Source organism: Agromyces subbeticus DSM 16689 (assembly GCF_000421565.1).
GTDB classification, from domain to species: Bacteria; Actinomycetota; Actinomycetes; order Actinomycetales; family Microbacteriaceae; genus Agromyces; species Agromyces subbeticus.
In genome coordinates, this window is record NZ_ATXG01000007.1 from 24,132 (window position 1) to 45,650 (window position 21,519).

Below are 21,519 nucleotides of genomic sequence, written 5' to 3' on the forward strand. Positions count from 1 at the left end.
TCAGTTCCCCTCTCGCACGGTGCGCCGTTCGATGCGCTTCTCGATGTCACGGCCGACCACGACGATGCGGTCGACGTAGATGCCGGGCAGGTGCACGGCGTCGGGATCGATCTCGCCGGCCTCGACGATCTCCTCCACCTGCGCGATGCAGACTCGCCCCGCCATTGCGGCGAGCGGCGAGAAGTTGCGGGCGGACTTGTCGAAGACGAGGTTGCCGTAGCGGTCGCCCTTGAGCGCGTGCACGAGCGAGAAGTCGGTCGTGATGGCCTCTTCGAGCACGAAGTCGCGCGGTGCGCCGGCCACGTCGAAGGTCTGCACGGGCTTCACCGGGCTCGCGACGGCGATCGTTCCGTCGGGGTGGTACCTCCTCGGCAGGCCACCCTCGGCGACCTGGGTGCCGACGCCGGTCTGCGTGAAGAACGCGGCGATGCCGCTCCCGCCGGCCCGCAGCTTCTCGGCGAGAGTGCCCTGCGGCGTGAGCTCGAGTTCGAGCTCGCCCGAGAGGTACTGGCGCTCGAACTCCTTGTTCTCGCCCACGTACGACGACGTCATCTTCGCGATGCGCTGCTTCGCGAGCAGCACCCCGAGGCCCCAGTCGTCGACGCCGCAATTGTTCGAGACGACGGAGAGCCCATCGACGCCCGAATCGAGCAGGGCTTGGATCAGCACCATCGGAATGCCGCAGAGCCCGAAGCCGCCGACGGCGAGGCTCGCCCCCGACGGGATGTCGGCCACCGCCTCCCGTGCTGTCGGAACGGTCTTGTCGATCGTCATGCCGCGACCTCCTCGTCACGATTCATCGACCGAACCTCGTGGGTTCGGTGAATGTCTCCTAACTGAATCGTAGAATGGTTCCAAGCACAACCCGTGCTCGCCCGACAAAGGAGTCACACGACCATGAGCATCCCCGACGTCGTCATCATCGCCGGCGCACGCACCCCCTTCGCGCGCATCAACGGCAACCTCGCCGGCCAGACGGCGGTCGAGCTCGGCACCGCCGCGATCCGGGGAGCGCTCGAGAAGGCCGGGGTCTCCCCCGACGACGTCGACGCCGTGATCATGGGTCAGGTGCTGCAGGCCGGGTCGGGCCAGAACCCCGCCAAGCAGTCGGCCGTGGCAGCCGGCATCCCGTGGCGCGTTCCCGCCACCACCGTCAACAAGGTGTGCCTCTCGGGTCTGGTCGCGATCACGGATGCCGCGAGGCTCATCCGCCTCGGCGAAGCATCCGTCGTCGTGGCCGGCGGCCAGGAGTCGATGACGAACGCACCGCACCTGCTGCCCGGTTCACGTTCCGGCAAGGCCTACGGCCCTTGGGATCTGCTCGACCACGCCGCTCACGACGGCCTGACCGACGCCTTCGACCACGACTCGATGGGCGCGTCGACCGAGCGCTTCAACGCCCGCTACGACATCACGCGCGAGGCGCAAGACGAGATCGCGGCGGCATCCCACGTTCGTGCCGGCGCCGCGCAGGCCGACGGTGTCTTCGCCGACGAGATCGTGCCGATCGAGATCCCGCAGCGCAAGGGCGACCCGATCGTCGTCACCGAAGACCAGGGCGTGCGCCCCGACTCCACGCCCGAGGTGCTCGGTCGCCTGCGGCCGGCCTTCTCATCAGAGGGCTCGATCACCGCCGGCAACTCCTCACCGCTCTCCGACGGCGCAGCGGCGGTCGTCGTCGCGAGCCGCGAGTGGGCCGAGCTGCGCGGACTGCCCTGGCTCGCGATCGTCGGCGCCGCCGGCCAGGTCGCGGGCCCCGACAACTCGCTGCACGCGCAGCCCGCCAATGCGATCGCGGCGGCCCTCGCGAAGTCGGGGGGCACGACCGGCGAACTCGACCTCATCGAGATCAACGAGGCCTTCGCCGCCGTCTCGCTCGAGTCGACGCGGGAGCTCGGCGTCTCGGCCGACATCGTCAACGTGCACGGCGGAGCGATCGCGGTCGGCCACCCCATCGGCGCGTCGGGCGCCCGATTGGCACTGCACGCCGCGCTCGAGCTGTCTCGCCGTGGCAGCGGTCGTGCGGCCGTGGCCCTCTGCGGCGGTGGCGGCCAAGGAGAGGCGCTGCTCCTGTCGCGCTGAGCCATCGTCGCCGCGGCATCCGTGCGACGATGTCGGCATGAGCACCCCGACGCACCCGCCGCTCGACCATCGGCTGCGCAGAATGGTCGGACGGAACCCCGACGAACCGCACCGCACTGCGACGCCGCTCGAGCTGCTCTTCGACCTGACGTTCGTCGTGGCGTTCAGCCAGGCCGGCACCCAGGCGGCGCGCCTGCTCGAGCTCGGCCACTTCGCTCCCGCGATCATCGGGTTCACGATCGCGGTCTTCGCGATCTGCCTCGCCTGGATCAACTACTCGTGGCTCGCCTCGGCGTACGACAACGACGACATCTTCTTCCGCGTGGCGACCATGGTGCAAATGCTCGGCGTGCTCGTGCTCGCACTCGGGCTTCCGCCGGCGTTCCACTCGATCGACGCAGGCGAGCACCTCGACAACGGCGTGCTGGTCGCCGGCTACGTGATCATGCGAGTGGCCACCGTGGCGCTCTGGCTGAGGATCGCCCGACACGATCCCTCACGTCGCCGCACCGCGCTCGCCTACGCGAGCGTTGTCGGCGCCATCCAGGTCGGCTGGGTGACGACGATCTTCATCAACCCGTCGCTACCCGTGATGCTCGGCATCTTCGTGGCGCTCGGCACCCTCGAACTGCTCGGGCCATACGTCATCGAGCATCGCGTTGGCGGCACACCATGGCACGCCCACCACATCGCCGAGCGCTACGGGCTGCTCGTCATCATCACCCTCGGCGAGGTCGTGCTCGGCACGATCCTCGCGATCTCAGCGGTCGTCGAAGAGCAGAAATGGACCCTCGAGGCCGCACTCGTCGCCTTCGGCGGCACGGCGCTGGCCTTCGGCATGTGGTGGGTCTACTTCACGATGCCGTCGGCGAAGGTGCTGCACCGGTTCCGTGAGCGCGGGTTCATGTGGGGCTACGGGCACCTCGCGATCTTCGGTTCGATCGCGGCGACCGGAGCTGGCCTGCACGTCGCCGCCTACGAGATCCAAGGCGTGGCTCACATCGACGAGGTGGCGGCGATGCTCACGGTCGCGGTGCCGGTCGGCATCTTCCTGGTCGCGCTCTTCACGATCTACTCGCTGCTGCTGCGCGAGTTCGACCGGTTCCACATCCTGCTCTTCGTGCTCAGCATGGCGGCGCTCGTCGCCGCGGTGCTCGCGGTGGTCGCCGGTGCGAGCATGGGCACCGGCATCGTGCTCACCGCCTGCGCGCCGCTCGTCGTGATCGTGGGCTACGAGACGCTCGGGCACCGCCACCAGGCGGCGGCACTGCACCGGGCGCTCGACAAGTAGCCGAGACACCGAGTGGGACGGATGCCGCAGCATCCGCCTCACTCGGCGAGACCGTGCCGTGTCAGGCGTTCGGCCGGTTCGCGCGCAGCACCTCGAGACGTGCGCGGTACTCGGTCTCGTCGATGTCGCCCTTCGCGAAGCGCTCGGCGAGCGTCGACTCGGCGCTGGCCGCACCGGTGCGCATCCACGGCGGGCCGTAGGAACCGTCGGGGCCGCCGTGCGCCCAGGCGCGGCGGCGACGGGTCACGGCGAAGACGATGAGGCCGATGACGAGGATCCAGAAGAGCGGGATGAGGAAGAAGACCCATCCGTACCCGGCCGCCCAGGGGCCGGCGTGGGTGACCACCGCGGTGGTGGCGAGCGTGGCGAGCATGAGTGATTCCCTTGATCGTGCGGCTTGCGGTTCAAGCCGTCGATCCGAGTCTCGCGAGGCGGACGTCTCCGCGAATCCGCCCGGCGGAGGCACTTCAGCTGCTCCCCCGGGAGCAGTTGCGGATGCCGCAGCTACTGCCAGCCCGGTGCCACGAGCCCCGACTCGTACGCGACCACCACGAGGTGCACCCGATCTCGGGAGTGGAGCTTCGCCATGATGCGCGAGACGTGCGTCTTCGCCGTCAGTGGGCTCAGCACGAGCCGGGCGGCGATCTCGTCGTTCGTGAGCCCGAGGCCGACGAGTCGCAGCACCTCGCGCTCGCGATCGGTGAGCGCCGCGAGCCGCCCCGCATCGGGGGCATCGCGAAGGCCCGTCGACATGCGCTCGAGCAGCCGCTTCGTGACCCCGGGCGAGAGCAGGGCCTCGCCGCCCGCGACCACCCGTACCGCGCGGATGAGGTCGACGGGCTCGGTGTCCTTCACGAGGAATCCGCTCGCGCCGGCGCGCACGGCCCTCGCGACGTACTCGTCGAGTTCGAACGTCGTCACGATCACGACGCGCACCCCGGCGAGTGTCGGGTCGGCGGCGATCTGCTCGGTCGCCCACAAGCCGTCGCCGTCGGGCATGCGGATGTCCATGAGCACCACATCGACGGGAGCGCGTCGCACAAGGGCGAGCAGCTCCTCACCGCTCGAGGCCTCCCCGACGACCTCGACGTCGGGCTCGGCCTCGAGCAGCGCCCGGAACCCCGCGCGCACGAGCACCTGGTCGTCGGCGAGCGCGATGCGGATCACGCCGCGCCCCCCCACGGCAATCGGGCGGTGATGCGGGTGCCGCCGAGCGGCGAGACGCCGAGCTCGACCGAGCCACCGAGCAGCGCGGCTCGCTCGCGCATTCCGAGAATGCCGGTGCCGTCGCCCAGTCCGCCCCCGGCGCCCGATTCGACCCCGCTCGCGATGCCGGCACCGTCGTCGTCGATCGTCAGCACGAAGTCGTCGCCGCTGCGTTCGACGGTCACGACCGCACGCGAGGCGCCGGCATGGCGCACCACGTTGGTGAGCGCCTCCTGCGCGATGCGGTAGCCCGCGAACTGCACGGCGCGACGCGGCGACTCGGTCAACCGGTCATCGAGATGCGCGTCGAAGCCAGGCGAGCGGATGCCGCGGAGGAGGCGAGGCAGCTCGGCGAGCTCTGCCTGCGGCGCGAGCGGAGCCTCGCCGTCGCGAATCACGCCGAGCACGGTGCGCACCTCTTCGAGCGCCGACTTCGAGGTCTCCTTGATGTTGCCGAGCGCTGCACGCGCCTGTTCGGTGTCACGGTCCATCAGGTGCAGGCCGACGCTCGCCTGCACGTTGATCTGCGACAGCGCGTGCCCGATCACATCGTGCAGCTCGCGCGCGATGCGCACCCGTTCGCGCTCCTCGGCGCTCTGGCGGCGTCGAAGCACCTCGGCGCGGTACGCGGACGCCCGTGAGCGTCGCACGCGCACGAACCAGCCGATGCCGAAGCACACGGCGAGCGCGAGTGTCGTGAACGCGACGCGGAACGGATGCCACGAGAGGCCGTACATCGAGCCGAGCACGATCGCCGCGACCCACGCCGCGACGACCGCCGAAACCGCCCAGACCACGGCACCGCGTGCGACGGCGAGCACGATCGCGAAGCCCAGCGCCAGGTACGGCGGCCCGAGGTCGGGCGCGAGCAGCACGTCGGCGAGCGCGGCGGCCGCGACCACCGCGACGGTCGGGCCCGGGTACCGCCTGGCGCCGAGCAGCGCGAGTGGCCCCGCGGCCGCAAGGCCGATGTGCAGGATCGCGGCCGGCCACGCGGCGTGCGTCCAGATTGCGAATCCGATCGCGGCCGGCACCTGCACGAGCAGGCTGATGATGACCGGAGCGAACAGCACGAAGCCCGGCGGCGGTCGGAATCGTTCGGGGCGACCGTCCCACGGGGGCATGGGCATTCCCCGATCGTATCGCCGGCCGAGCCGACCCGAATCGGCCCCGCGGAGGCTCACTCGCTACTCCCGGGAGAGTACGGGCGAGGCGTGCCGACGGCGGCGGCGATGGGAGCGGCGGTCAGAAGAGCTGCACCGGCTTGACGATGTCGGCGTAGATCAGCAGCGCGCTCATCGCGCCGAAGATGACGACGACCGCGAGCGTGACCGGCATGAGCTTCGCCAGGTCGACGGGCCCGGGGTCGGGGCGGCGGAAGAGCTTCGCGAAGCCGCGCCGAATGCCCTCCCACAGCGCGCCGGCGATGTGGCCGCCGTCGAGCGGGAGCAACGGGATGAGGTTGAAGACGAAGAGCGCGATGTTCAGCGACCCGAGGATGCCGATCATCGTGGCGGCCTTCGACGCGATCGGGATCTCGTCGATCGTCGCGATCTCGCCGGCGAGCCGGCCGACGCCGACGACCGACATCGGTCCGTTGGGGTCGCGCTCTTCGGGCCCGAAGGCGGCGTTGGCGACATCGATGATGCGCTGCGGCAGGTTCAGGATGATGCCGGCGACGCCGGCCACGTTCTCGCCCACGGCGGGCAGCACGGCCGACGCCGGCTGTTGCACGATCTCGGTCGCAGTGCCGATGCCCACGAACCCGGCCGGCTCGGTGAGCTCGGTGCCAGAGGCATCCTTCACCACCTGACCCTTGTCATCGAGCACGTACCGCTCGCTGAGCATCGGCGTGACCTCGAGCTCGAGCGTCTCGCCGTCTCGCTCGACGACGAACGCGACGGGATCGTCGGGGTGATCGCGGATGATCGCGGTCGACTCGTTCCACGACTCGATGGGCTCACCGGCGACCGAGACGATGCGGTCTCCCGGCTCGATGCCGGCCGCGGCGCCGGGCGCCGCCGGGTCACCGGGTTCGCACGCCTGTCGTTCGCTCGTCGCGGGCAGCGCGCACGCGGAGACCGAGCCCACGGTCGTCGAGGCCTGCGCGACGCCGAACCCCATGAGCAGCACTGCGAAGAGCACGATCGCGAGCACGAGGTTCATGAACGGGCCGCCGAACATGACGATGATGCGCTTCCACACCGGCAGGAGGTAGAAGGCGCGATGCTCGTCGCCGGCCGTGATCGACTCCGAACTCGAGTCGCGGGCGTCTTGCACCAGGCCGCGGAAGAAGCCGGTGCTGTCGGCGTGCACCTGCTCGCCCTTCGCGGGCGGGAACATGCCGATCATCGAGATGTAGCCGCCGAGCGGAATCGCCTTCACGCCGTACTCGGTCTCGCCCTTCGTGCGCGACCAGAGCGTCGGGCCGAAGCCGATCATGTACTGGGTGACCTTCACTCCGAAGAGTTTCGCCGGCACCAGGTGGCCGATCTCGTGCAGGCCGATGGACACGGCGAGGCCGATCACGATGATGACGACGCCGAGGATGAAGGCGAGCACGGAATCCACGGCTGCAAGCGTAGTGCTGAAGGCTTTGAGTGCGCTGGCGGTCGGCTGTGAGCGAGGCTCGCGCGATCTCAGCCCGAGACGCGTGCGATGCGGGCCTCTGCGGCGCGGCGGGCAGCCCGCTCGGCCTCGCCCAGCGATGCGATCGTCAACGCACTGTCGGATGCCTCGTGGTGCTCGACGACCTCGCGAACGGTGTCGACGATGTCGAGGAAGCCGATGCGGCCCGCGTGGAAGGCCGAGACGGCCTCTTCGTTGGCGGCGTTGAACACGGCCGGGTACTCGCCGCCGGCGCGGCCGACCTGCTTGGCGAGGGCGACGGCGGGGAACGCATCGCCGTCGAGCGGCTCGAACGTCCACTCCTGCGCTCGTGTCCAGTCGAGCGGAGCGCCGACAGCCGCGACGCGATTGGGCCAGTCGAGGCCGAGCGAGATCGGCAGTCGCATGTCGGGCGGCGAGGCCTGGGCGATCGTCGAGCCGTCGACGAACTCGACCATGGAGTGCACGATCGACTGGGGATGCACGACGACGTCGATGCGGTCGTACTCCACGTCGAAGAGCAAGTGCGCCTCGATCACCTCGAGTCCCTTGTTCACGAGCGTCGCCGAGTTGGTCGTCACGACGAGGCCCATGTCCCACGTCGGGTGCGCGAGGGCCTGCGCCGGTGTGACGGCTGCGAGCTCGTCGCGTCGGCGTCCGCGGAACGGACCACCCGAGGCGGTCAGCACGAGCCGGCGCACCTCGTCGTCGGTGCCGGAGCGCAGCGCCTGCGCGATCGCCGAGTGCTCGGAGTCGACGGGCACGATCTGGCCGGGCTTCGCGAGCCGGGTGACGAGGTCGCCGCCGACGATGAGCGACTCCTTGTTCGCGAGGGCGAGCGTGGTGCCGCGCTCGAGCGCGGCGAGGGTCGGGCCGAGTCCGACCGAGCCGGTGATGCCGTTCAGCACGACGTCGGCGTCGACGTCGCGCACGAGCTGCTCGGCCTCGTCGATGCCGACGGCGGTGTGCTCGACGCCGAACTCGGCGGCCTGGGCCTCGAGCAGCGCGCGATTGGATCCGACGGCGAGCCCGACGACGTCGAAGCGGCGCGGATTCGCCCTGATGACGTCGAGGGCCTGGGTGCCGATCGAACCGGATGAGCCGAGGATGATGACGGAGCGCACGTCACCACTGTATTGGGCGGACATCGTCGCCGGCTCTCGACGCACGTCGCCGGCTCGCGCGCTGCTCAGCCGAGCACGGCCACCGAGGCCGAGCGATTGCCGGGCACCTCGATGTCGTGGAAGCGGATGTCGCGCCAGCCCGACCCGAACTCGGGCACGCTTCGCTCGATGCGGCCGATGCCGCCGTCGTCGCTCGGCAGGGTGAGGGCCAGGCGCGACGGTTCGATGAACTCGGTGTGGCCGACCGCCCGGAGGAGGGCGGTCTTGCGCGCCCACAGCGTCGCCCTCGCGATCGCGCGGCTCGCCGCGTCGAAGCGGTCGAGGGCGGCCCGTTCGGTGGCGTGGAACGCGGCTTCGTCGATCACCGCCCCGGTGTCGAGCGCCACCGTCTCGATGCCGACGCCGATCGGATGCCGCGTGGCCGCCGCGCAGACGACCGCATCGCCGGCCACCGCGACGTCGGCGAACCACGACCCGCCCGACGGTGTCAGCGGGTAGACCACCGATGGCCGGCCGTGGCGAGCGCCGCACTCGGTGCACGCGTGCACGAGTTCGATGTCGGCCGCCGGCACCCCACTCGCGTGCGCCACGAGCGCGCTCAGCACTGTGTCGGCCCCGGGACCACGCCGGCCGCGGGCGACGACGACGACACGCACACCGGAGCCCTCGAGCTCGATGAGCTCGCCGTCGGTCGCGACATCCATGCCCACCATCTTCGCGCACCGCCGGCGACGGCGGGCGACGCGCGCGGAAACCGGATATGCCGCTGCGCGCATGTCGCCCCGCTTAGGGTCGAACGGTGACAGAGATCGAGTCCGATGCCGTGCCCGCACCCGTGCGGCAGGGTCCGCTCTACCGCATCGTTCGAGGTATCCTCCGCCCGCTCGTGCGTCTCGTCTACCGGCCGACGATCACGGGCGCCGAGCACGTGCCCAAGCGCGGCGCCGTCATCCTCGCGTCGAACCACCTCTCGTTCATCGACAGCATCGTGATCCCGCTCGCGTCGCCGCGACCGGTGCAGTTCCTCGCGAAGTCCAGCTACTTCACCGGCACGGGACTCTCCGGCTGGGTGTCGCGCACGTTCTTCGGCGCGATCGGCGCAGTCGCCGTCGAGCGCGGCGCGGGCACCCAAGCGCAGGAGGCGCTCGATGCCGGGCGCCGCGTGCTCGACGCCGGCAACGCCTTCGCGGTGTATCCCGAGGGCACGCGGTCGCTCGACGGCCGCCTCTACCGGGGGCGCACCGGGGTCGCCTGGCTGGCCCTCACCACGGGGGCGACGGTCGTGCCGGTCGGACTCATCGGCACCGAACAGATCCAGCCCGTCGGCGCGAAGCTGCCGCGAGTGCGCCCGGTGACGGTGCGCTTCGGTGCACCACTCGACCTCAGCAGGCACGGGCAGGCGACGTCGGGGCGTGCGCGGCGGGCGGCGACCGACGAGATCATGACCGCGATCCACGCGCTGAGCGAGCAGGAGCTCGCGGGGGTCTACAACGAGACGCCGCCGCAGGGCGCGCTCGCCAAGCTCGCCGATCGCGTCGTGCCCCGCGAGCGGCTGTGACGGGATTCCCAGCCCATCCCGACGCCGCCCCGGTATCGTCGATCCGATGAGCTCCGCCAAGGTCGTCGTCCGTGTCGCCGCGGCCGTGCTCGCGGTGCTCACGTTCGCCGCGTGCGCCGGTCCGAGTGATGCGCCACGTGCCGCAGCCACCGCATCCGCCGCGGCGCCCGTCACCGACCTTCCGATCCCGCCCGCCACCGAGTTCGACCCCGGGCGCATCGTGAGCGACGACTCGTTCTACGACAGCGGCGCCATGAGCGAGACCCAGATCCAGGCGTTCTTCGAGGGTGTCGACTGCCGGCCGGTCGACCGAGTGCCCTGCCTCGCCGACTTCAAGCAGAGCACGACCACTCAAGCGGCGGTCGCGCCCGGGCACTGCGCCGAGTACCGCGGCGGCATCCGCGAACGCGCGAGCCGCATCGTCTTCAAGGTCGCGGCGGCCTGCGGCGTGAGCCCGAAGACCCTGATCGTGCTCCTGCAGAAGGAGCAGTCGCTGCTCACGCGCCCGAGCGAGTCGGGCTACCTCCGCGCGACGGGCTACGGCTGCCCCGACACCGCCGATTGCGACACGAAGTACTTCGGCTTCTTCAACCAGGTGTACAACGCAGCTTGGCAGTTCCGTCAGTACACCGAGGCGCCCGACCGGGCGTACCGGGTCGGCGCGGTCGACGTGCAGTTCCATCCCGATGCCGCGTGCGGCGCGAGCCCCGTCGCCATCTCGAACCAGGCCACGGCGAACCTCTACAACTACACGCCGTACCAGCCGAACCCCGCTGCCGTGGCCGACCCCGAGGTCGGTGATGCCTGCTCCGCGTTCGGAAATCTCAACTTCTGGCGTCTCTGGAACCGTTGGTTCGGCGATCCGGAGGCAGAGCGCTACCCCGGGTTCCTGCCGCCGTGCAGCCGGCTCGTCGGCGGGCACACCTGCCCGATTCCCGAAGCGACGCTGCCGGCGATTCCGCCGAAATCCGTCGCCGAGTGACCGGCTGCCACCGCGGGTCAGCTCGCCGCTGAGCAGTTCGCTTCTGATCAGCTCGCGACGGCCACGATCGGCTCGTGGTGCACCGGGAACGCCACGGATGCCGCGATGAAGCACTTCTCGGAGGCCTCGGCGTGCAGCGACCGGGCGAGCTCGAGCATCGAGGCATCCGCCACCTCGACCTGCGGGCGGAGCATCGCCTCGACGAAGGCACCGCCGCCTCGGCCGTCCTCCTTCATGGTGCCCGTGGCCCGGTCGGTGTAGGCCCGAACGACGACGCCGTGGTTCGTCGCGACGTGCAGGTACGACAGCATGTGGCACTCGCTCAAGGCCGCGAGCAGCAACTCCTCGGGGTTCCAGCGTTCGCGGTCGCCGTGGAACGCACGGTCGCTCGAACCGGCGATCTCGTGCACCTTGCCCGCCGCGCGCACGACATGCGCGCGCCCGTAGGCGCGGTAGCCGCTCGTGCCGGTTCCGCGGTCGCCCTGCCAGTCGACCTCGATCTCGTATCGGTGTTCGCCGAGCATGTCTCCTCCGATCGTGCGCGTTGTGCTCATCCGATTCTGCACCCGGCGGTGCCGCTCGTTCGCGCGCGCTCCCGGCCGGCCGGCGGCCCTCCTCACTGCCGCAGCCGCCCCGGCCCGGCGGCGATAAGCTGAAGCCACCATGACTGATACCCGCATCGACGCCCAGACAGCCGCCGCCCCGGTCTACACCGTGCCGCAGGAGCGCAAGATCGTGACCAGCATCCCCGGTCCGAAATCTCTGGAGCTGCAGGCCCGACGATCGAAGGTCGTCTCATCCGGCGTCTCCTCGGCCCTGCCCGTCTACATCGAGCGGGCCAACGGCGCGATCCTCGTCGACGTCGACGGCAACCAGTTCGTCGACTTCGGCGCCGGCATCGGCGTCACCACCGTCGGCCACACCGAGCAGCGGGTCGTCGCGGCGGCTGCGAGCCAGTTGCAAGACGTCATCCACACCCTCTTCACCATCACCCCCTACGAGGAGTACGTGCGGGTCGCCGAACTGCTCGCCGAGCACACCCCCGGCAATTGGCCGAAGAAGAGCGTGCTCGTCAACTCGGGCGCCGAGGCCGTCGAGAACGGCGTGAAGATCGCCCGCAAGTTCACCGGTCGTCGCGCCGTCGCGGTGCTCGACCACGCATACCACGGCCGCACCAACCTCACGATGGCCATGAACTACAAAGCGATGCCGTATGCGACCGGCTTCGGCCCACTCGCCGGCGACGTCTACCACGCACCGAGCTCCTACCCCTACCGCGACGGCCTGTCGGGCGCCGATGCCGCGGCCCGCACCATCGCCTATCTCGAGAAAGTGGTCGGAGCGAGCGACCTCGCCTGCCTCGTCGTCGAGCCCATCCAGGGTGAAGGTGGCTTCATGGTTCCCGCAGAGGGGTTCCTGCCCACGCTGCAGACGTGGTGCACCGAGCACGGCGTCGTCATGATCGCCGATGAGATCCAGTCCGGCATGGCCCGCACCGGGCGCTACTACGCGAGCGAGCACTTCGGCTGGGAGCCCGACCTCGTGCTCTCGGCGAAGGGAATCGCGGGCGGCCTGCCCCTCGCGGCCGTCACCGGCCGGGCCGAGATCATGGACGCGTCGCAGCCCGGCGGGCTCGGCGGCACTTTTGGCGGCAACCCCGTCGCCTGCGCGGCCGCGATCGCGGTGTTCGAATCCATCGAAGAGAACGACCTGCTCGCCGAAGCCGGCCGCATCGAGGCGACACTTCGCGCAGGCCTCGAGAAACTCGCCCAGCGCTACGACATCATCGGCGAGATCCGCGGCAGGGGCGCGATGATCGCGATCGAGCTCGTGCAGCCGGGCACCGCCGAGTCCACGAAGGCACCCAACGCCGATGCCGTCACCGCTCTCGTGGCCTATGCAGCCCAGCACGGCGTGCTCTTCCTCAGCGCCGGCACCTCCGGCAACGTGCTGCGGTTCCTGCCGAGCCTCGCGGTCAGCGATGCGCTCATCGAAGACGGGCTCCGCGTGCTCGACGACGCCCTCGCATCGCTCGGATAAGACAGGTGGCCGGCACATTCTCAGTATCTGACGCCGTCGAACTCGCCGTGGTCGAGCGCAGTGGTTTCATCGAGTCCCGGCACGCGGGTTCCGCCGTCGTGCTCTCCCCCGAGGGCGAGGTGCTGCGCTCGCTCGGCGACGTGGCGAGCCCCATCTTCCCCCGATCCTGCCTGAAGCCGTTCCAGGCGGTCGCCATCATGACCTCGGGCGTCTCGCTTCGCGGCGAAGATGCGGCGATCGCGACGGCCAGCCACTCGGGCACCGCCGCGCACGTCGCACTCGTGCGGAGCCTCCTCGCCCGGCATTCGCTGCCCGAGTCGGCGCTGGGCTGCCCGCCCGCAGCGCCGTCCGACCAGGCGGCACGCGAACAGCTCATCCGCTCGGGCGGCGCCCGCGAGCGCGTCTACATGAACTGCTCGGGCAAGCACTCGGCGATGCTCCTCGCGTGCGTCGCGAACGAGTGGCCGCTCGAGGGCTACCTCGACCCCGAGCACCCGCTGCAGAAGCGCGTGCTCGACGTGATCGAGCGGTTCACGGGCGAGCGGCCGGCCGCCACCGCGGTCGACGGATGCGGCGCGCCCGTGCACGCCATCAGCCTCAACGGGCTCGCGCGCGGCATCCAGAAGATCACGACCGCGGCGCCCGGTTCGCCGTTCGCGCTCTACCGCGAGGCGGCGGCGCTCACCGAGGCGGTGCGCGAGCACGCCTGGGCGGTCGGCGGCCCCGGTCAACCCGACACGATCGCCGTCGAGCGACTCGGCGTGTTCGCCAAGGTCGGTGCAGAAGGCGTCATGGTCATGTCTGCGCCCGACGGCACAACGGTCGCGCTCAAGGTGCTCGACGGGTCGTCACGCGCGTCGACGATCATCGCGTTGCGCCTGCTCGCGCAGGCCGGAGCGATCGACGATCACGCGATCGATGCCGTGCAGACCGAGCTCGACCTCTGGGTCATGGGCGGCGAGCGGCGCGTCGGTTCGATCCGCGCGACCATCTGAGGCATGAGGCGCGCCTGACGGACGCCGGCCCACGCTGCACACCTGACGGAGGTCGGCGTGACGCAGCCGGTCAGTCGGATGCCGCGTCGAGGTCGCTCGACGCGGCATCCGCTGCTAGTGCGGTCGATTCAGCCGATCCGGGCGAGTCGCTTCGCTCGCGCGGTGCGCGAGACCTGCGCGACGATCAAGAGCACGAGGGCGAAGAGGAACACCGCCGAGGCGATGACGTTCGCCTCGGCCGGGATGCCCCTCGACGCCGAGATGTAGACGTACTTCGGGAACGTCGAGACCGAGCCCGAGTTGAAGTTCGTGATGATGAAGTCGTCGAAGCTCAGCGCGAACGAGAGCAGCGCGGCGGCGACGATGCCCGGCAACAGGAGCGGGAACGTCACCCGCCAGAACACCTGCGCCGGCGAGCCGTAGAGGTCGCGACCGGCCTCTTCGAGGGCGGGGTCGAGGCTCGCGACACGCGCCTTGACGGTGACCACCACGAAGCTGATGCAGAACATCGTGTGCGCGATGATGATCGTCGTCATGTCTTTCGCGACGCCGACCGCGAGGAACTGCGCGGCGAGGCCGGCACCGAGCACGACCTCTGGCGTCGCCATCGGGAGGAAGAGCAACAGGCTGATCGCGCCGCGGGCACGGAACCGGTAGCGCACGAGCGCGATTGCGATCATGGTGCCGAGCGTCGTTGCGAGCACGGTCGCCGCGAGTCCCACGACGACGCTGTTGCCGAACGCCTCGCAGACCGCGCCGCCCTCGACGTTGCAGACGTTCAGCCACTTGTCGAAGGTGAACCCGCGCCACGCGATGTTCGACTTGACCGAGTCATTGAACGAGAACACGAAGGTGTAGGCGATCGGGATGAGCAGGAACACGAACGCGATCACGGTGTACACGGGCAGCAGCCAGTCGCCGAGACCGACGCGACCACGGCGCGGCGTGCGAAGAACGCGCTGCTGCGGTTGCTGCTCGCTCTCGACGAGGCCGCCGAGCACGGCGCCCGCCTGGGCTTCTCCGCTCACAGCAGGTCCTCCGTTCCGGCTCGCTTGACGTACAGGCCGACGAGCACGAGGATCGCGGCCATGAGGATGATCGAGAGCGCCGCGGCCGCCGGATAGTTCAGCAGCACGAGGAAGTTCGCCTCGATCACGTTGCCCATCATCTGCGTATCGGTGCCGCCCAGGAAGTCTCGGCTCGCATTCACGTAGTCGCCCGCCGCGGGGATGAAGGTCAGCAGTGTGCCGGCGACGATGCCCGGCATCGACAGCGGCACCGTGACCTTGCGGAAGACGGTGAACGGGCCGGCGTACAGGTCGCCACCCGCCTCGAGGTACCGCAGGTCGAGGCGTTCGAGTGTCGTGTACAGCGGCAGGGTCATGAAGGGGATGAAGTTGTAGGTCAGGCCGAAGATCACGGCGAACGGCGTGCCCGTGAAGTGGGCATCTGGTGCCATCAGCGAGAGCGCCTTGAGCGAGGTGATGACGAACGACTCGTCGGACAGGATCTGCTTCCATGCGAGCGTGCGCAGCAGGAAGCTGATGAAGAAGGGGGCGATCACGAGCACGAGCATGAGCGCCTGCAGCATCGGCCAGCGCCGCGCCTTGACGCCGATGAAGTATGCGAGCGGGTAGCTGAAGAGCAGTGCCAGCACCGTGGCAGCGAGCGCGTAGCCGAAGGAGCGCATGATATGCGGCAGATAGCTCTGCACCACGGTGACGTAGTTCTGCCAGTTGAACGCGTAGTCGAACTGGCCGATGTCACCGAACTCGCGCGGCGCCTGCAGGGAGGTCAGCAGCAACGAGACGAGCGGCGCGAGGAAGAACAGCATCAGGTAGGCGATGCCGGGCAGCAGGAGCAGGAGTGCGATCCTGCTGTGCCGCTTCGGAGCCTGCGGCACGGCTTCCGCGGTCTGGAAGGCGGCGAAGGCCATCGTCAGTGCTCCTCGAGTTCCGCGACCAGCGCGTCACGGCGCTGCGCGGCAATCGAACGCGTGTCGTCGTCGGCCGCGAACCGAACCGGCTCGGTGGCTTCGTCATCGAGGCCGAATCCGTGTTCGACCTGCCACGAGACCCACACCTCGGCCCCCTCGGCCGCCACCGGGCCCGAACCGATGTTCTGTGCGAAGACCGTGATCGTGCTCATGCCGGGAACGGCGACGAGGTACTGCGTGCTCACTCCCGAGAACGAGACGTCGATGACTCTGCCTGGGCCGATGAGATTGCGATCGGATGCCTCGGCGGGTGCGTCGCGATGCAGCGTGACCTTCTCGGGGCGCACCCCGATCGTGACCTGCCCCTGGTGACGCCGAGCCCGTGCGGTTGGCACGGTGAGACGCGTTCCGGCGACGTCGACGGCGATCGCGGCATCCGTCGACCCCGCCACCGCACCCGTGAACAGGTTGGACTGCCCGAGGAAGTTCGCGACGAAGGCCGTGCGCGGCAGCTCGTAGAGCTCGGCCGGAGCACCCATCTGCTCGATGGCGCCCTTGTTCATGACCGCGACCGTGTCGGCCATGGTCATGGCCTCCTCCTGGTCGTGCGTGACGTGCAGGAAAGTGAGCCCGACCTCCTCTTGGATCGTCTTCAACTCGAGCTGCATCTGCCGGCGGAGCTTCAGGTCGAGTGCACCGAGCGGCTCGTCGAGCAGGAGGAGTGCCGGGCGGTTCACGATCGCCCTCGCGAGGGCGACCCGTTGCTGTTGCCCGCCCGAGAGCTGTGCCGGGCGGCGCTGGGCGAGGTGGTCGAGCTCGACGAGACGCAGCGCCTCGTGGGCGCGCCCCAGGGCGTCGTCGATGCGCCGCCGCTTCAGCCCGAAGGCCACGTTCTCGAGCACCGACATGTGCGGGAACAGGGCATAGCTCTGGAACACCGTGTTGACCGGTCGCTCATGGGACTTCGTGTCGGTGACGTCGCGGCCGCCGATGAGGATGCGTCCGCGCGTCGGCTCTTCGAGGCCGGCGACGAGACGGAGCGTGGTGGTCTTACCGCACCCCGAGGGCCCGAGCAGGGCGAAGAAGGAACCGGCCGGGATCGTGAGGTCGAGCTCCTCGATCGCGGTGAAGCCGGGGAATCGCTTCTGGATGCCGACGAGCTCGAGATCTGCGCCGCGTTCGGCGAACTCGCGAACCGACATCTCAGGCACCCAGCAGGATGCTCTGGAACTCAGCCTGGTACTTCTGCTCCTCGGCGCCGTCGAGGGAACGGAAGATGTGGGCGGTCGAGAGGGTCTCGGCGTTGGGGAAGATCAGCTGGTTCTCGGCGAGTTCGGGGTCGATCGCGGCGGCTGCCTCCTTGGCGCCGACGACCGGCGTGATGAAGTTCACCCAGGCCGCGACCTCGGCTGCGACCTCGGGCTCGTAGTAGTAGTTCATGAGGGCCTCGGCGTTCGCCTTGCGCGGCGAGCCGATCGGCACGAGGAAGTTGTCGTTCCAGAGCGTGCCGCCCGCCGTGGGAATGGCGAACTGCCACTTGTCGCCGGCCTCGGCGTTGATGACCGTGATGTCGCCCGACCAGCAGATCGCGGCGAGCGTGTCTTCGCTCTTGAGGTCTTCGAGGTAGGAGTTGCCCTTGATGTTGCGCACCTGGCCGTCGGCGACCTGCTTGCGGAGCACGTCGATGCCCGCGGTGAAGTCGTCGTCGCCCCAATCGCCGGCGATGTCGACGCCGTTCTGCAGCATGATGAGGCCCATGGTGTCGCGCATCTCGGAGAGCACGCCGACGCGCCCCTTGAGGTCGGAGTTCCAGAGGTCTTCGACGGACTCAAGGCCGCCCGGGATCGCCTCGGTGTTCCAGCAGATGCCGGCGAAGCCGCCCTGCCACGGAACCGAGTACTCGCGCCCCTTGTCGAAGTCGGGTTCGAGCAGGGCGGGGTTGAGGTTGGCGAGGTTCGGGATGTTGTCGTGGTTCAGTTTCTGCGCGTAGCCGAAGCGGATCCACCGGGCGATCATCCAGTCGGTGAGCACGGCCGTATCTGCGCCGATGTCCTGGCCGAGCGCGAGCTGGTCTTTGACCTTGCCGTAGTAGGTGTTGTTGTCGTCGACTGCGACCTCGTAGTTGACCGTGATGCCGGTCTCTTCGGTGAAGCGCTCGAGTGTCGGGTAGGCGCCACTGTCGTCTTCATCGATGTACGCCGCCCAGTTCGCCCAGTTGAGGGTCTTGTCTTCGGCGGAGGTATCGGCGGCCGGTTTCGGTTTTCCCTGCGCGCCGCCGGTCGAACAGGCGGCGAGCGCGAGTGCCGTTGCCCCGGCACCTGCCCCGGCGAGCAGCGCTCGGCGATTCAGCTGCGAGTTGCGGGCCTGCGCGATGAGAGCTCGGATCATCGGATCCTGGGGAAGGGGGCGTCGGCTCACGGTGGGACTCCGTTCGGGTTTGCTGCGGTGCAAGGGTGGGAAGATACTGACACACTGGCGGTCAGATTTCACTCGATGATGTCCGAATCGTTAATTTCTGCGAACATCTCGTTCGGAATCAGCACCTGCAGCGGCATTCAGCCAACGATTTCATTGGTCGGAGCGGTTCGGCCAGACCGCCCGGACCACCGCCCGCGCGGGCTCGATGACCCAGCACTGCGCAGGATCGTCGTCGAGGAGCGGCGGCAGATCTCTGGTTCGCACGAGGGCACGGTATTCGGCGGCACCGCCATGCACCACCATGATCGCCTCCTCGCGGAGAGCAGCAGCCAGCGACCAACTCGCTGCCCACGCTTCACTGTCGCCGACGATCACCGGTGACGGAGCGCCGTCGGCCGGCCGCGCTGCCAGCGCAGACCGCACGGCGGCCTCGCCGCCCGCCGTCAACACGTGCGCAGCGCGGCCGATCTTCATGAGCGAGGCTGCTGCTGCTCGCGGCGATGCCGTGGCGATCGCGTACGGTCGCTCCGCCTGGAGGTGGAGCTCGGGCACTGGCGGCAGCGCCCGGGCGGCGACCGCCTCGGTGTGCACGAGCTGCACCCTGGCGTCTCGCCACTGGCCGGCGCCCGGTGCGTCGGTCGAGCGCCAGAGTTCGCCGCGACCGCCCGACTGCACGAGGTCGGACCGGGTCGCGTGGCGCAGCAGCAGGCGTGAGCCGAAACCGTCGCGAAGCGCTGCGCCGAGGCCGTGCAGCCGGGTCGCCGACGCCGCGACGGCGAGCCCGCTCGCGCGCCCTTCACGGAGGATCGTCTCGATGGCTTCGAGCGCGGCATGCCGGTAGTCATCGGGCCATGCGCGGAAGCGCGCGTCGAGGTCGTCGATCAGGATCACCCGCCCGGGAGCATCCCCACGTCGAAGCGCGGCTTGTACCTCGAGGATCGAGTCCCAGACCGCGCTCCTCGGGCCGTCGACGCTGATCACCCCGCCCGGGCCGAAGGCCTCCGACGCGGCGCGCGCGATCGACGCGAGCGCGGTGCTGCGCCCGCTGCCCGGCTCCCCGATCACGAGCAGTCCGCCGTCACTCCGCGGCGACCAGCGCGCGACACTGCGCCGCTGGAGCTCGGGTTCGTCGAGCACGCCGATCGCGAGCCCCTCGGCAGCAGGCTGCTGCGCGAATGCGCGCCCGCCCGAGGCCTGCGCTCCGTCAAGAGCCGCAACGCGTGCGCGGGTCGCGAGCGCGGTGACGTCGCCGGCCGTGATGCGTGTCGGCAGCGGGTCGAGCCAGGTTCGGCGTGCTCGGTCGACTCCGGCCGCCGCCGACGCGATCGCCGCGATCGTCGCCGGTTCCGCCATCGCCGACTGGAAGAGCTCGGGGCTGCCGTCGCCCCGATCGATGACCCCCCTTCCCGGCGAATCCGACCGGATCTCCGCGGCCAGCGGACTGGCGACCACGGCTTCGCTGTCGGCTCGCTGCATGACCCTGAGCGACACCCGGATCGCGCAGTTGGCGGTGACCTGTTCGCGCACGACACCGTTGGGTCGCTGCGACGCGAGCACGAGGTGCATTCCCAGCGACCGCCCTCTCGCAGCGATATCGGCGACGATCGCCCCGATGTCGGGAAAGCGCTCGATCATCGCCTGGAACTCGTCGATGACGATGACCAGGCGCGCCAGGTCGACGTCGGCGGCCAGCTCGGCGATGTCGCGGGCGGCCGCTTTGGCGAGCACTGCCTCGCGGTACCTGAGTTCTGCACGCAGGCTCGACACCGCCCGCTCGGCCTCGGCCTCGTCGAGGTCCGTCACGATGCCCGTGACGTGCGGAAGGTCGCGGATCGGCTCGAATGCCGCTCCGCCCTTGAAGTCGATCAACAGGAACGAGACGGCGGTCGGCCGGTAGGCGGCCGCGAGCGCGACGAGCCAGGCGAGCAGGAACTCGCTCTTGCCACTGCCCGTGGTGCCGGCGACGAGGGCATGCGGCCCACCGCGCACGAGATCGAGTTCGAGCACTCCGCCGACGACGGCGCCGACGGCCACGACGAGACTCGAGCGACCGCGATGTGCGACCGCGGGCCTGGGCAGGTCGGCGAGCCCCACGCGACTCGGCAATTGCGTCGATCGATCGCCGAGACCGGCGCGCGCGGCCGCGAGCCCGGCCGCTCGGGCCCAGCTCGCCGCCTCAGCCGTGCCGATGAGCGACGGCGAGAACGTCTCGTCGGGCGCGCCGTCGCGCCGTCGGAGCGTCGCCGTATCAGGTGACTCGAGCGTCACGATGGTCGCGAGCCCCGGCGGCAAGTCGGCTGGCGCGGATGCGACCGCGACGAGCGCGAACGGTCGGTCGGGCGCCCGCGCACCGGCAGCAGCGGCATGCTCACCCCGAGTGTCGCCGCGAGCCGGAGCGCTCCCGTCGGCGCGTGCCGGGTCGACGGCGCTGTCGAGCGCCCCGGCTCCACCCGCTCGGCCTCCGCGGTCGATCACGCACAGTGCTCGCCCCGCCGGCCCGCGGCGATGCGGCAGCGCCTGCAGCCATGCCCAGTGCCCGTCGCCGTCGTGTGCGGGCCCTTCGATCGCGAAGCTCTTCGGACTCGCGAGGTGCGCGAACTGCACGATCGCAGCGCGGGCGGCGGCGCGCGCCAGCACGAGGTCACCCGTGAACCCGACGCCCGCCCTCGAATCGACGACGATCGGCGCGTCGCGGAGCAGCCTCGCACGAAGCAGCAATTCGCGATCGACCGCGTCGACTGCACTGCCATCGACGCGGAGGATGCTCGCCCTGACCCCTCGCCCGAGCACGATCGGTGACGGCTCCTCGTCACGCCAAGCCGCGTGATCCCCGCTCTCGAGCACCAGTCTCGGCGACGGCGACCTCCGCCATGCCGCCTGCCGCTCGAGCGCATGGCGCTGCTCGACCTCAGCCTCGAGCTCCTCGAGCCGGAGCTGTCGTTCGAGCCCCGTCTTTCGACGTTGTCGACGGGCCGAGCGTCTCGAGTCGAGCATCGACGCGATCGCGACGAGTGGGCCGAGCACGGCGAAGAGCAGAGAGAACGGTGAACCGGTGATCGCCCACAAGCCGAGTGCGCCGACCACCGGCGCGAGCGACGCCAGCAGGGGAAACCCGGCACGCGGCAGATCTGCAGGCGCCGGCGGCAGCGTGAGCACATCGGCCATCGGGTGCGATGAGAGGTCGAAGCGTTCCACGGGACGATCCGACCACGGGCCGCGGGCCGCGCCGCCGCGCCGCCGTTGATCCACGATGAGATCGGGCCGCCGTCGCCTGTGGAGG

The 21,519-nt window shown here is 69.9% G+C and carries 19 protein-coding genes; 6 read left to right on the forward strand and 13 right to left on the reverse strand.

The window, feature by feature from the left end; genetic code table 11:
- Window positions 1-774, reverse strand: coding sequence for a CoA transferase subunit A (locus H521_RS0111130; RefSeq protein ID WP_022893099.1), 774 nt, complete (start codon window positions 772-774; stop codon window positions 1-3).
- A gap of 123 nt (window positions 775-897) precedes the next feature.
- Here H521_RS0111130 and H521_RS0111135 point away from each other — a divergent pair, with 123 nt between their 5' ends.
- Together H521_RS0111135 and H521_RS0111140 are read left to right on the forward strand one after the other, a co-directional pair.
- The gene (locus H521_RS0111135; protein WP_022893100.1) at window positions 898-2,082 is read left to right on the forward strand and encodes an acetyl-CoA C-acetyltransferase; all 1,185 of its coding nucleotides are present in this window, start codon (window positions 898-900) and stop codon (window positions 2,080-2,082) included.
- A gap of 37 nt (window positions 2,083-2,119) precedes the next feature.
- A complete protein-coding gene (locus tag H521_RS0111140) occupies window positions 2,120-3,373 on the forward strand; it encodes a low temperature requirement protein A (RefSeq protein ID WP_022893101.1) in 1,254 nt (417 codons plus the stop codon).
- Window positions 3,374-3,434: 61 nt separating this feature from the next.
- Here H521_RS0111140 and H521_RS0111145 read toward each other — a convergent pair whose 3' ends face one another.
- From H521_RS0111145 to H521_RS0111170, 6 genes are all read right to left on the reverse strand, one after another.
- Window positions 3,435-3,746, reverse strand: coding sequence for an SHOCT domain-containing protein (locus H521_RS0111145; RefSeq protein ID WP_022893102.1), 312 nt, complete (start codon window positions 3,744-3,746; stop codon window positions 3,435-3,437).
- A gap of 131 nt (window positions 3,747-3,877) precedes the next feature.
- On the reverse strand, window positions 3,878-4,540 hold the full coding sequence (locus H521_RS0111150) for a response regulator transcription factor (protein WP_026482188.1): 663 nt from the start codon (window positions 4,538-4,540) through the stop codon (window positions 3,878-3,880).
- A complete protein-coding gene (locus H521_RS22940) occupies window positions 4,537-5,709 on the reverse strand; it encodes a sensor histidine kinase (protein WP_022893104.1) in 1,173 nt (390 codons plus the stop codon). The genes H521_RS0111150 and H521_RS22940 overlap by 4 nt, the downstream gene beginning before the upstream one ends.
- A 115-nt stretch (window positions 5,710-5,824) precedes the next feature.
- The gene (locus tag H521_RS0111160; protein ID WP_169513984.1) at window positions 5,825-7,150 is read right to left on the reverse strand and encodes a M50 family metallopeptidase; all 1,326 of its coding nucleotides are present in this window, start codon (window positions 7,148-7,150) and stop codon (window positions 5,825-5,827) included.
- A 68-nt stretch (window positions 7,151-7,218) separates the two neighbouring features.
- Window positions 7,219-8,310, reverse strand: coding sequence for a 1-deoxy-D-xylulose-5-phosphate reductoisomerase (dxr, locus tag H521_RS0111165; protein WP_022893106.1), 1,092 nt, complete (start codon window positions 8,308-8,310; stop codon window positions 7,219-7,221).
- A gap of 65 nt (window positions 8,311-8,375) precedes the next feature.
- On the reverse strand, window positions 8,376-9,014 hold the full coding sequence (locus tag H521_RS0111170; protein WP_022893107.1) for a 4'-phosphopantetheinyl transferase family protein: 639 nt from the start codon (window positions 9,012-9,014) through the stop codon (window positions 8,376-8,378).
- A 95-nt stretch (window positions 9,015-9,109) separates the two neighbouring features.
- On the opposite strand from H521_RS0111170, the gene H521_RS0111175 reads away from it, so the two are divergent.
- Together H521_RS0111175 and H521_RS22945 are read left to right on the forward strand one after the other, a co-directional pair.
- Window positions 9,110-9,868: a lysophospholipid acyltransferase family protein gene (locus H521_RS0111175; RefSeq protein WP_022893108.1), complete on the forward strand. Its 759-nt coding sequence runs from the start codon at window positions 9,110-9,112 to the stop codon at window positions 9,866-9,868.
- Between the two features lie 46 nt (window positions 9,869-9,914).
- Complete coding sequence (locus H521_RS22945) at window positions 9,915-10,850, forward strand: hypothetical protein (RefSeq protein WP_022893109.1); 936 nt, start codon at window positions 9,915-9,917, stop codon at window positions 10,848-10,850.
- A 47-nt stretch (window positions 10,851-10,897) separates the two neighbouring features.
- On the opposite strand, the gene H521_RS0111185 is transcribed toward H521_RS22945, so the two are convergent.
- Window positions 10,898-11,404, reverse strand: coding sequence for an OsmC family protein (locus H521_RS0111185; protein WP_022893110.1), 507 nt, complete (start codon window positions 11,402-11,404; stop codon window positions 10,898-10,900).
- Between the two features lie 109 nt (window positions 11,405-11,513).
- On the opposite strand from H521_RS0111185, the gene gabT reads away from it, so the two are divergent.
- On the forward strand, window positions 11,514-12,890 hold the full coding sequence (gene gabT / locus H521_RS0111190; protein WP_022893111.1) for a 4-aminobutyrate--2-oxoglutarate transaminase: 1,377 nt from the start codon (window positions 11,514-11,516) through the stop codon (window positions 12,888-12,890).
- Between the two features lie 5 nt (window positions 12,891-12,895).
- Entirely contained in the window at window positions 12,896-13,885 is a 990-nt protein-coding gene (locus tag H521_RS0111195; protein ID WP_022893112.1) for an asparaginase, read from the forward strand.
- Window positions 13,886-14,013: 128 nt separating this feature from the next.
- On the opposite strand, the gene H521_RS0111200 is transcribed toward H521_RS0111195, so the two are convergent.
- From H521_RS0111200 to H521_RS0111220, 5 genes are all read right to left on the reverse strand, one after another.
- Window positions 14,014-14,796 (reverse strand): ABC transporter permease, encoded by a 783-nt coding sequence (locus tag H521_RS0111200; RefSeq protein WP_026482192.1) that lies wholly within the window; start codon window positions 14,794-14,796, stop codon window positions 14,014-14,016.
- 113 nt (window positions 14,797-14,909) lie between these two features.
- Window positions 14,910-15,821, reverse strand: coding sequence for an ABC transporter permease (locus tag H521_RS0111205; RefSeq protein WP_022893114.1), 912 nt, complete (start codon window positions 15,819-15,821; stop codon window positions 14,910-14,912).
- A 2-nt stretch (window positions 15,822-15,823) separates the two neighbouring features.
- Window positions 15,824-17,023 (reverse strand): ABC transporter ATP-binding protein, encoded by a 1,200-nt coding sequence (locus tag H521_RS0111210; RefSeq protein ID WP_022893115.1) that lies wholly within the window; start codon window positions 17,021-17,023, stop codon window positions 15,824-15,826.
- A gap of 1 nt (window position 17,024) precedes the next feature.
- Window positions 17,025-18,209 (reverse strand): ABC transporter substrate-binding protein, encoded by a 1,185-nt coding sequence (locus tag H521_RS0111215; RefSeq protein ID WP_040424543.1) that lies wholly within the window; start codon window positions 18,207-18,209, stop codon window positions 17,025-17,027.
- A 180-nt stretch (window positions 18,210-18,389) separates the two neighbouring features.
- On the reverse strand, window positions 18,390-21,434 hold the full coding sequence (locus H521_RS0111220; protein WP_022893117.1) for an FtsK/SpoIIIE domain-containing protein: 3,045 nt from the start codon (window positions 21,432-21,434) through the stop codon (window positions 18,390-18,392).
- Window positions 21,435-21,519 lie beyond the last annotated feature (85 nt).

Bases quoted from the DNA above. Each gene is read 5' to 3' on its own strand.
- H521_RS0111130 (WP_022893099.1), bottom strand. From the start codon at position 774: ATGACGATCGACAAGACCGTTCCGACAGCACGGGAGGCGGTGGCCGAC.
- H521_RS0111135 (WP_022893100.1), top strand. From the start codon at position 898: ATGAGCATCCCCGACGTCGTCATCATCGCCGGCGCACGCACCCCCTTC.
- H521_RS0111140 (WP_022893101.1), top strand. From the start codon at position 2,120: ATGAGCACCCCGACGCACCCGCCGCTCGACCATCGGCTGCGCAGAATG.
- H521_RS0111145 (WP_022893102.1), bottom strand. From the start codon at position 3,746: ATGCTCGCCACGCTCGCCACCACCGCGGTGGTCACCCACGCCGGCCCC.
- H521_RS22940 (WP_022893104.1), bottom strand. From the start codon at position 5,709: ATGCCCATGCCCCCGTGGGACGGTCGCCCCGAACGATTCCGACCGCCG.
- H521_RS0111170 (WP_022893107.1), bottom strand. From the start codon at position 9,014: ATGGATGTCGCGACCGACGGCGAGCTCATCGAGCTCGAGGGCTCCGGT.
- H521_RS22945 (WP_022893109.1), top strand. From the start codon at position 9,915: ATGAGCTCCGCCAAGGTCGTCGTCCGTGTCGCCGCGGCCGTGCTCGCG.
- H521_RS0111185 (WP_022893110.1), bottom strand. From the start codon at position 11,404: ATGAGCACAACGCGCACGATCGGAGGAGACATGCTCGGCGAACACCGA.
- gabT (WP_022893111.1), top strand. From the start codon at position 11,514: ATGACTGATACCCGCATCGACGCCCAGACAGCCGCCGCCCCGGTCTAC.
- H521_RS0111205 (WP_022893114.1), bottom strand. From the start codon at position 15,821: ATGGCCTTCGCCGCCTTCCAGACCGCGGAAGCCGTGCCGCAGGCTCCG.
- H521_RS0111210 (WP_022893115.1), bottom strand. From the start codon at position 17,023: ATGTCGGTTCGCGAGTTCGCCGAACGCGGCGCAGATCTCGAGCTCGTC.
- H521_RS0111215 (WP_040424543.1), bottom strand. From the start codon at position 18,209: ATGATCCGAGCTCTCATCGCGCAGGCCCGCAACTCGCAGCTGAATCGC.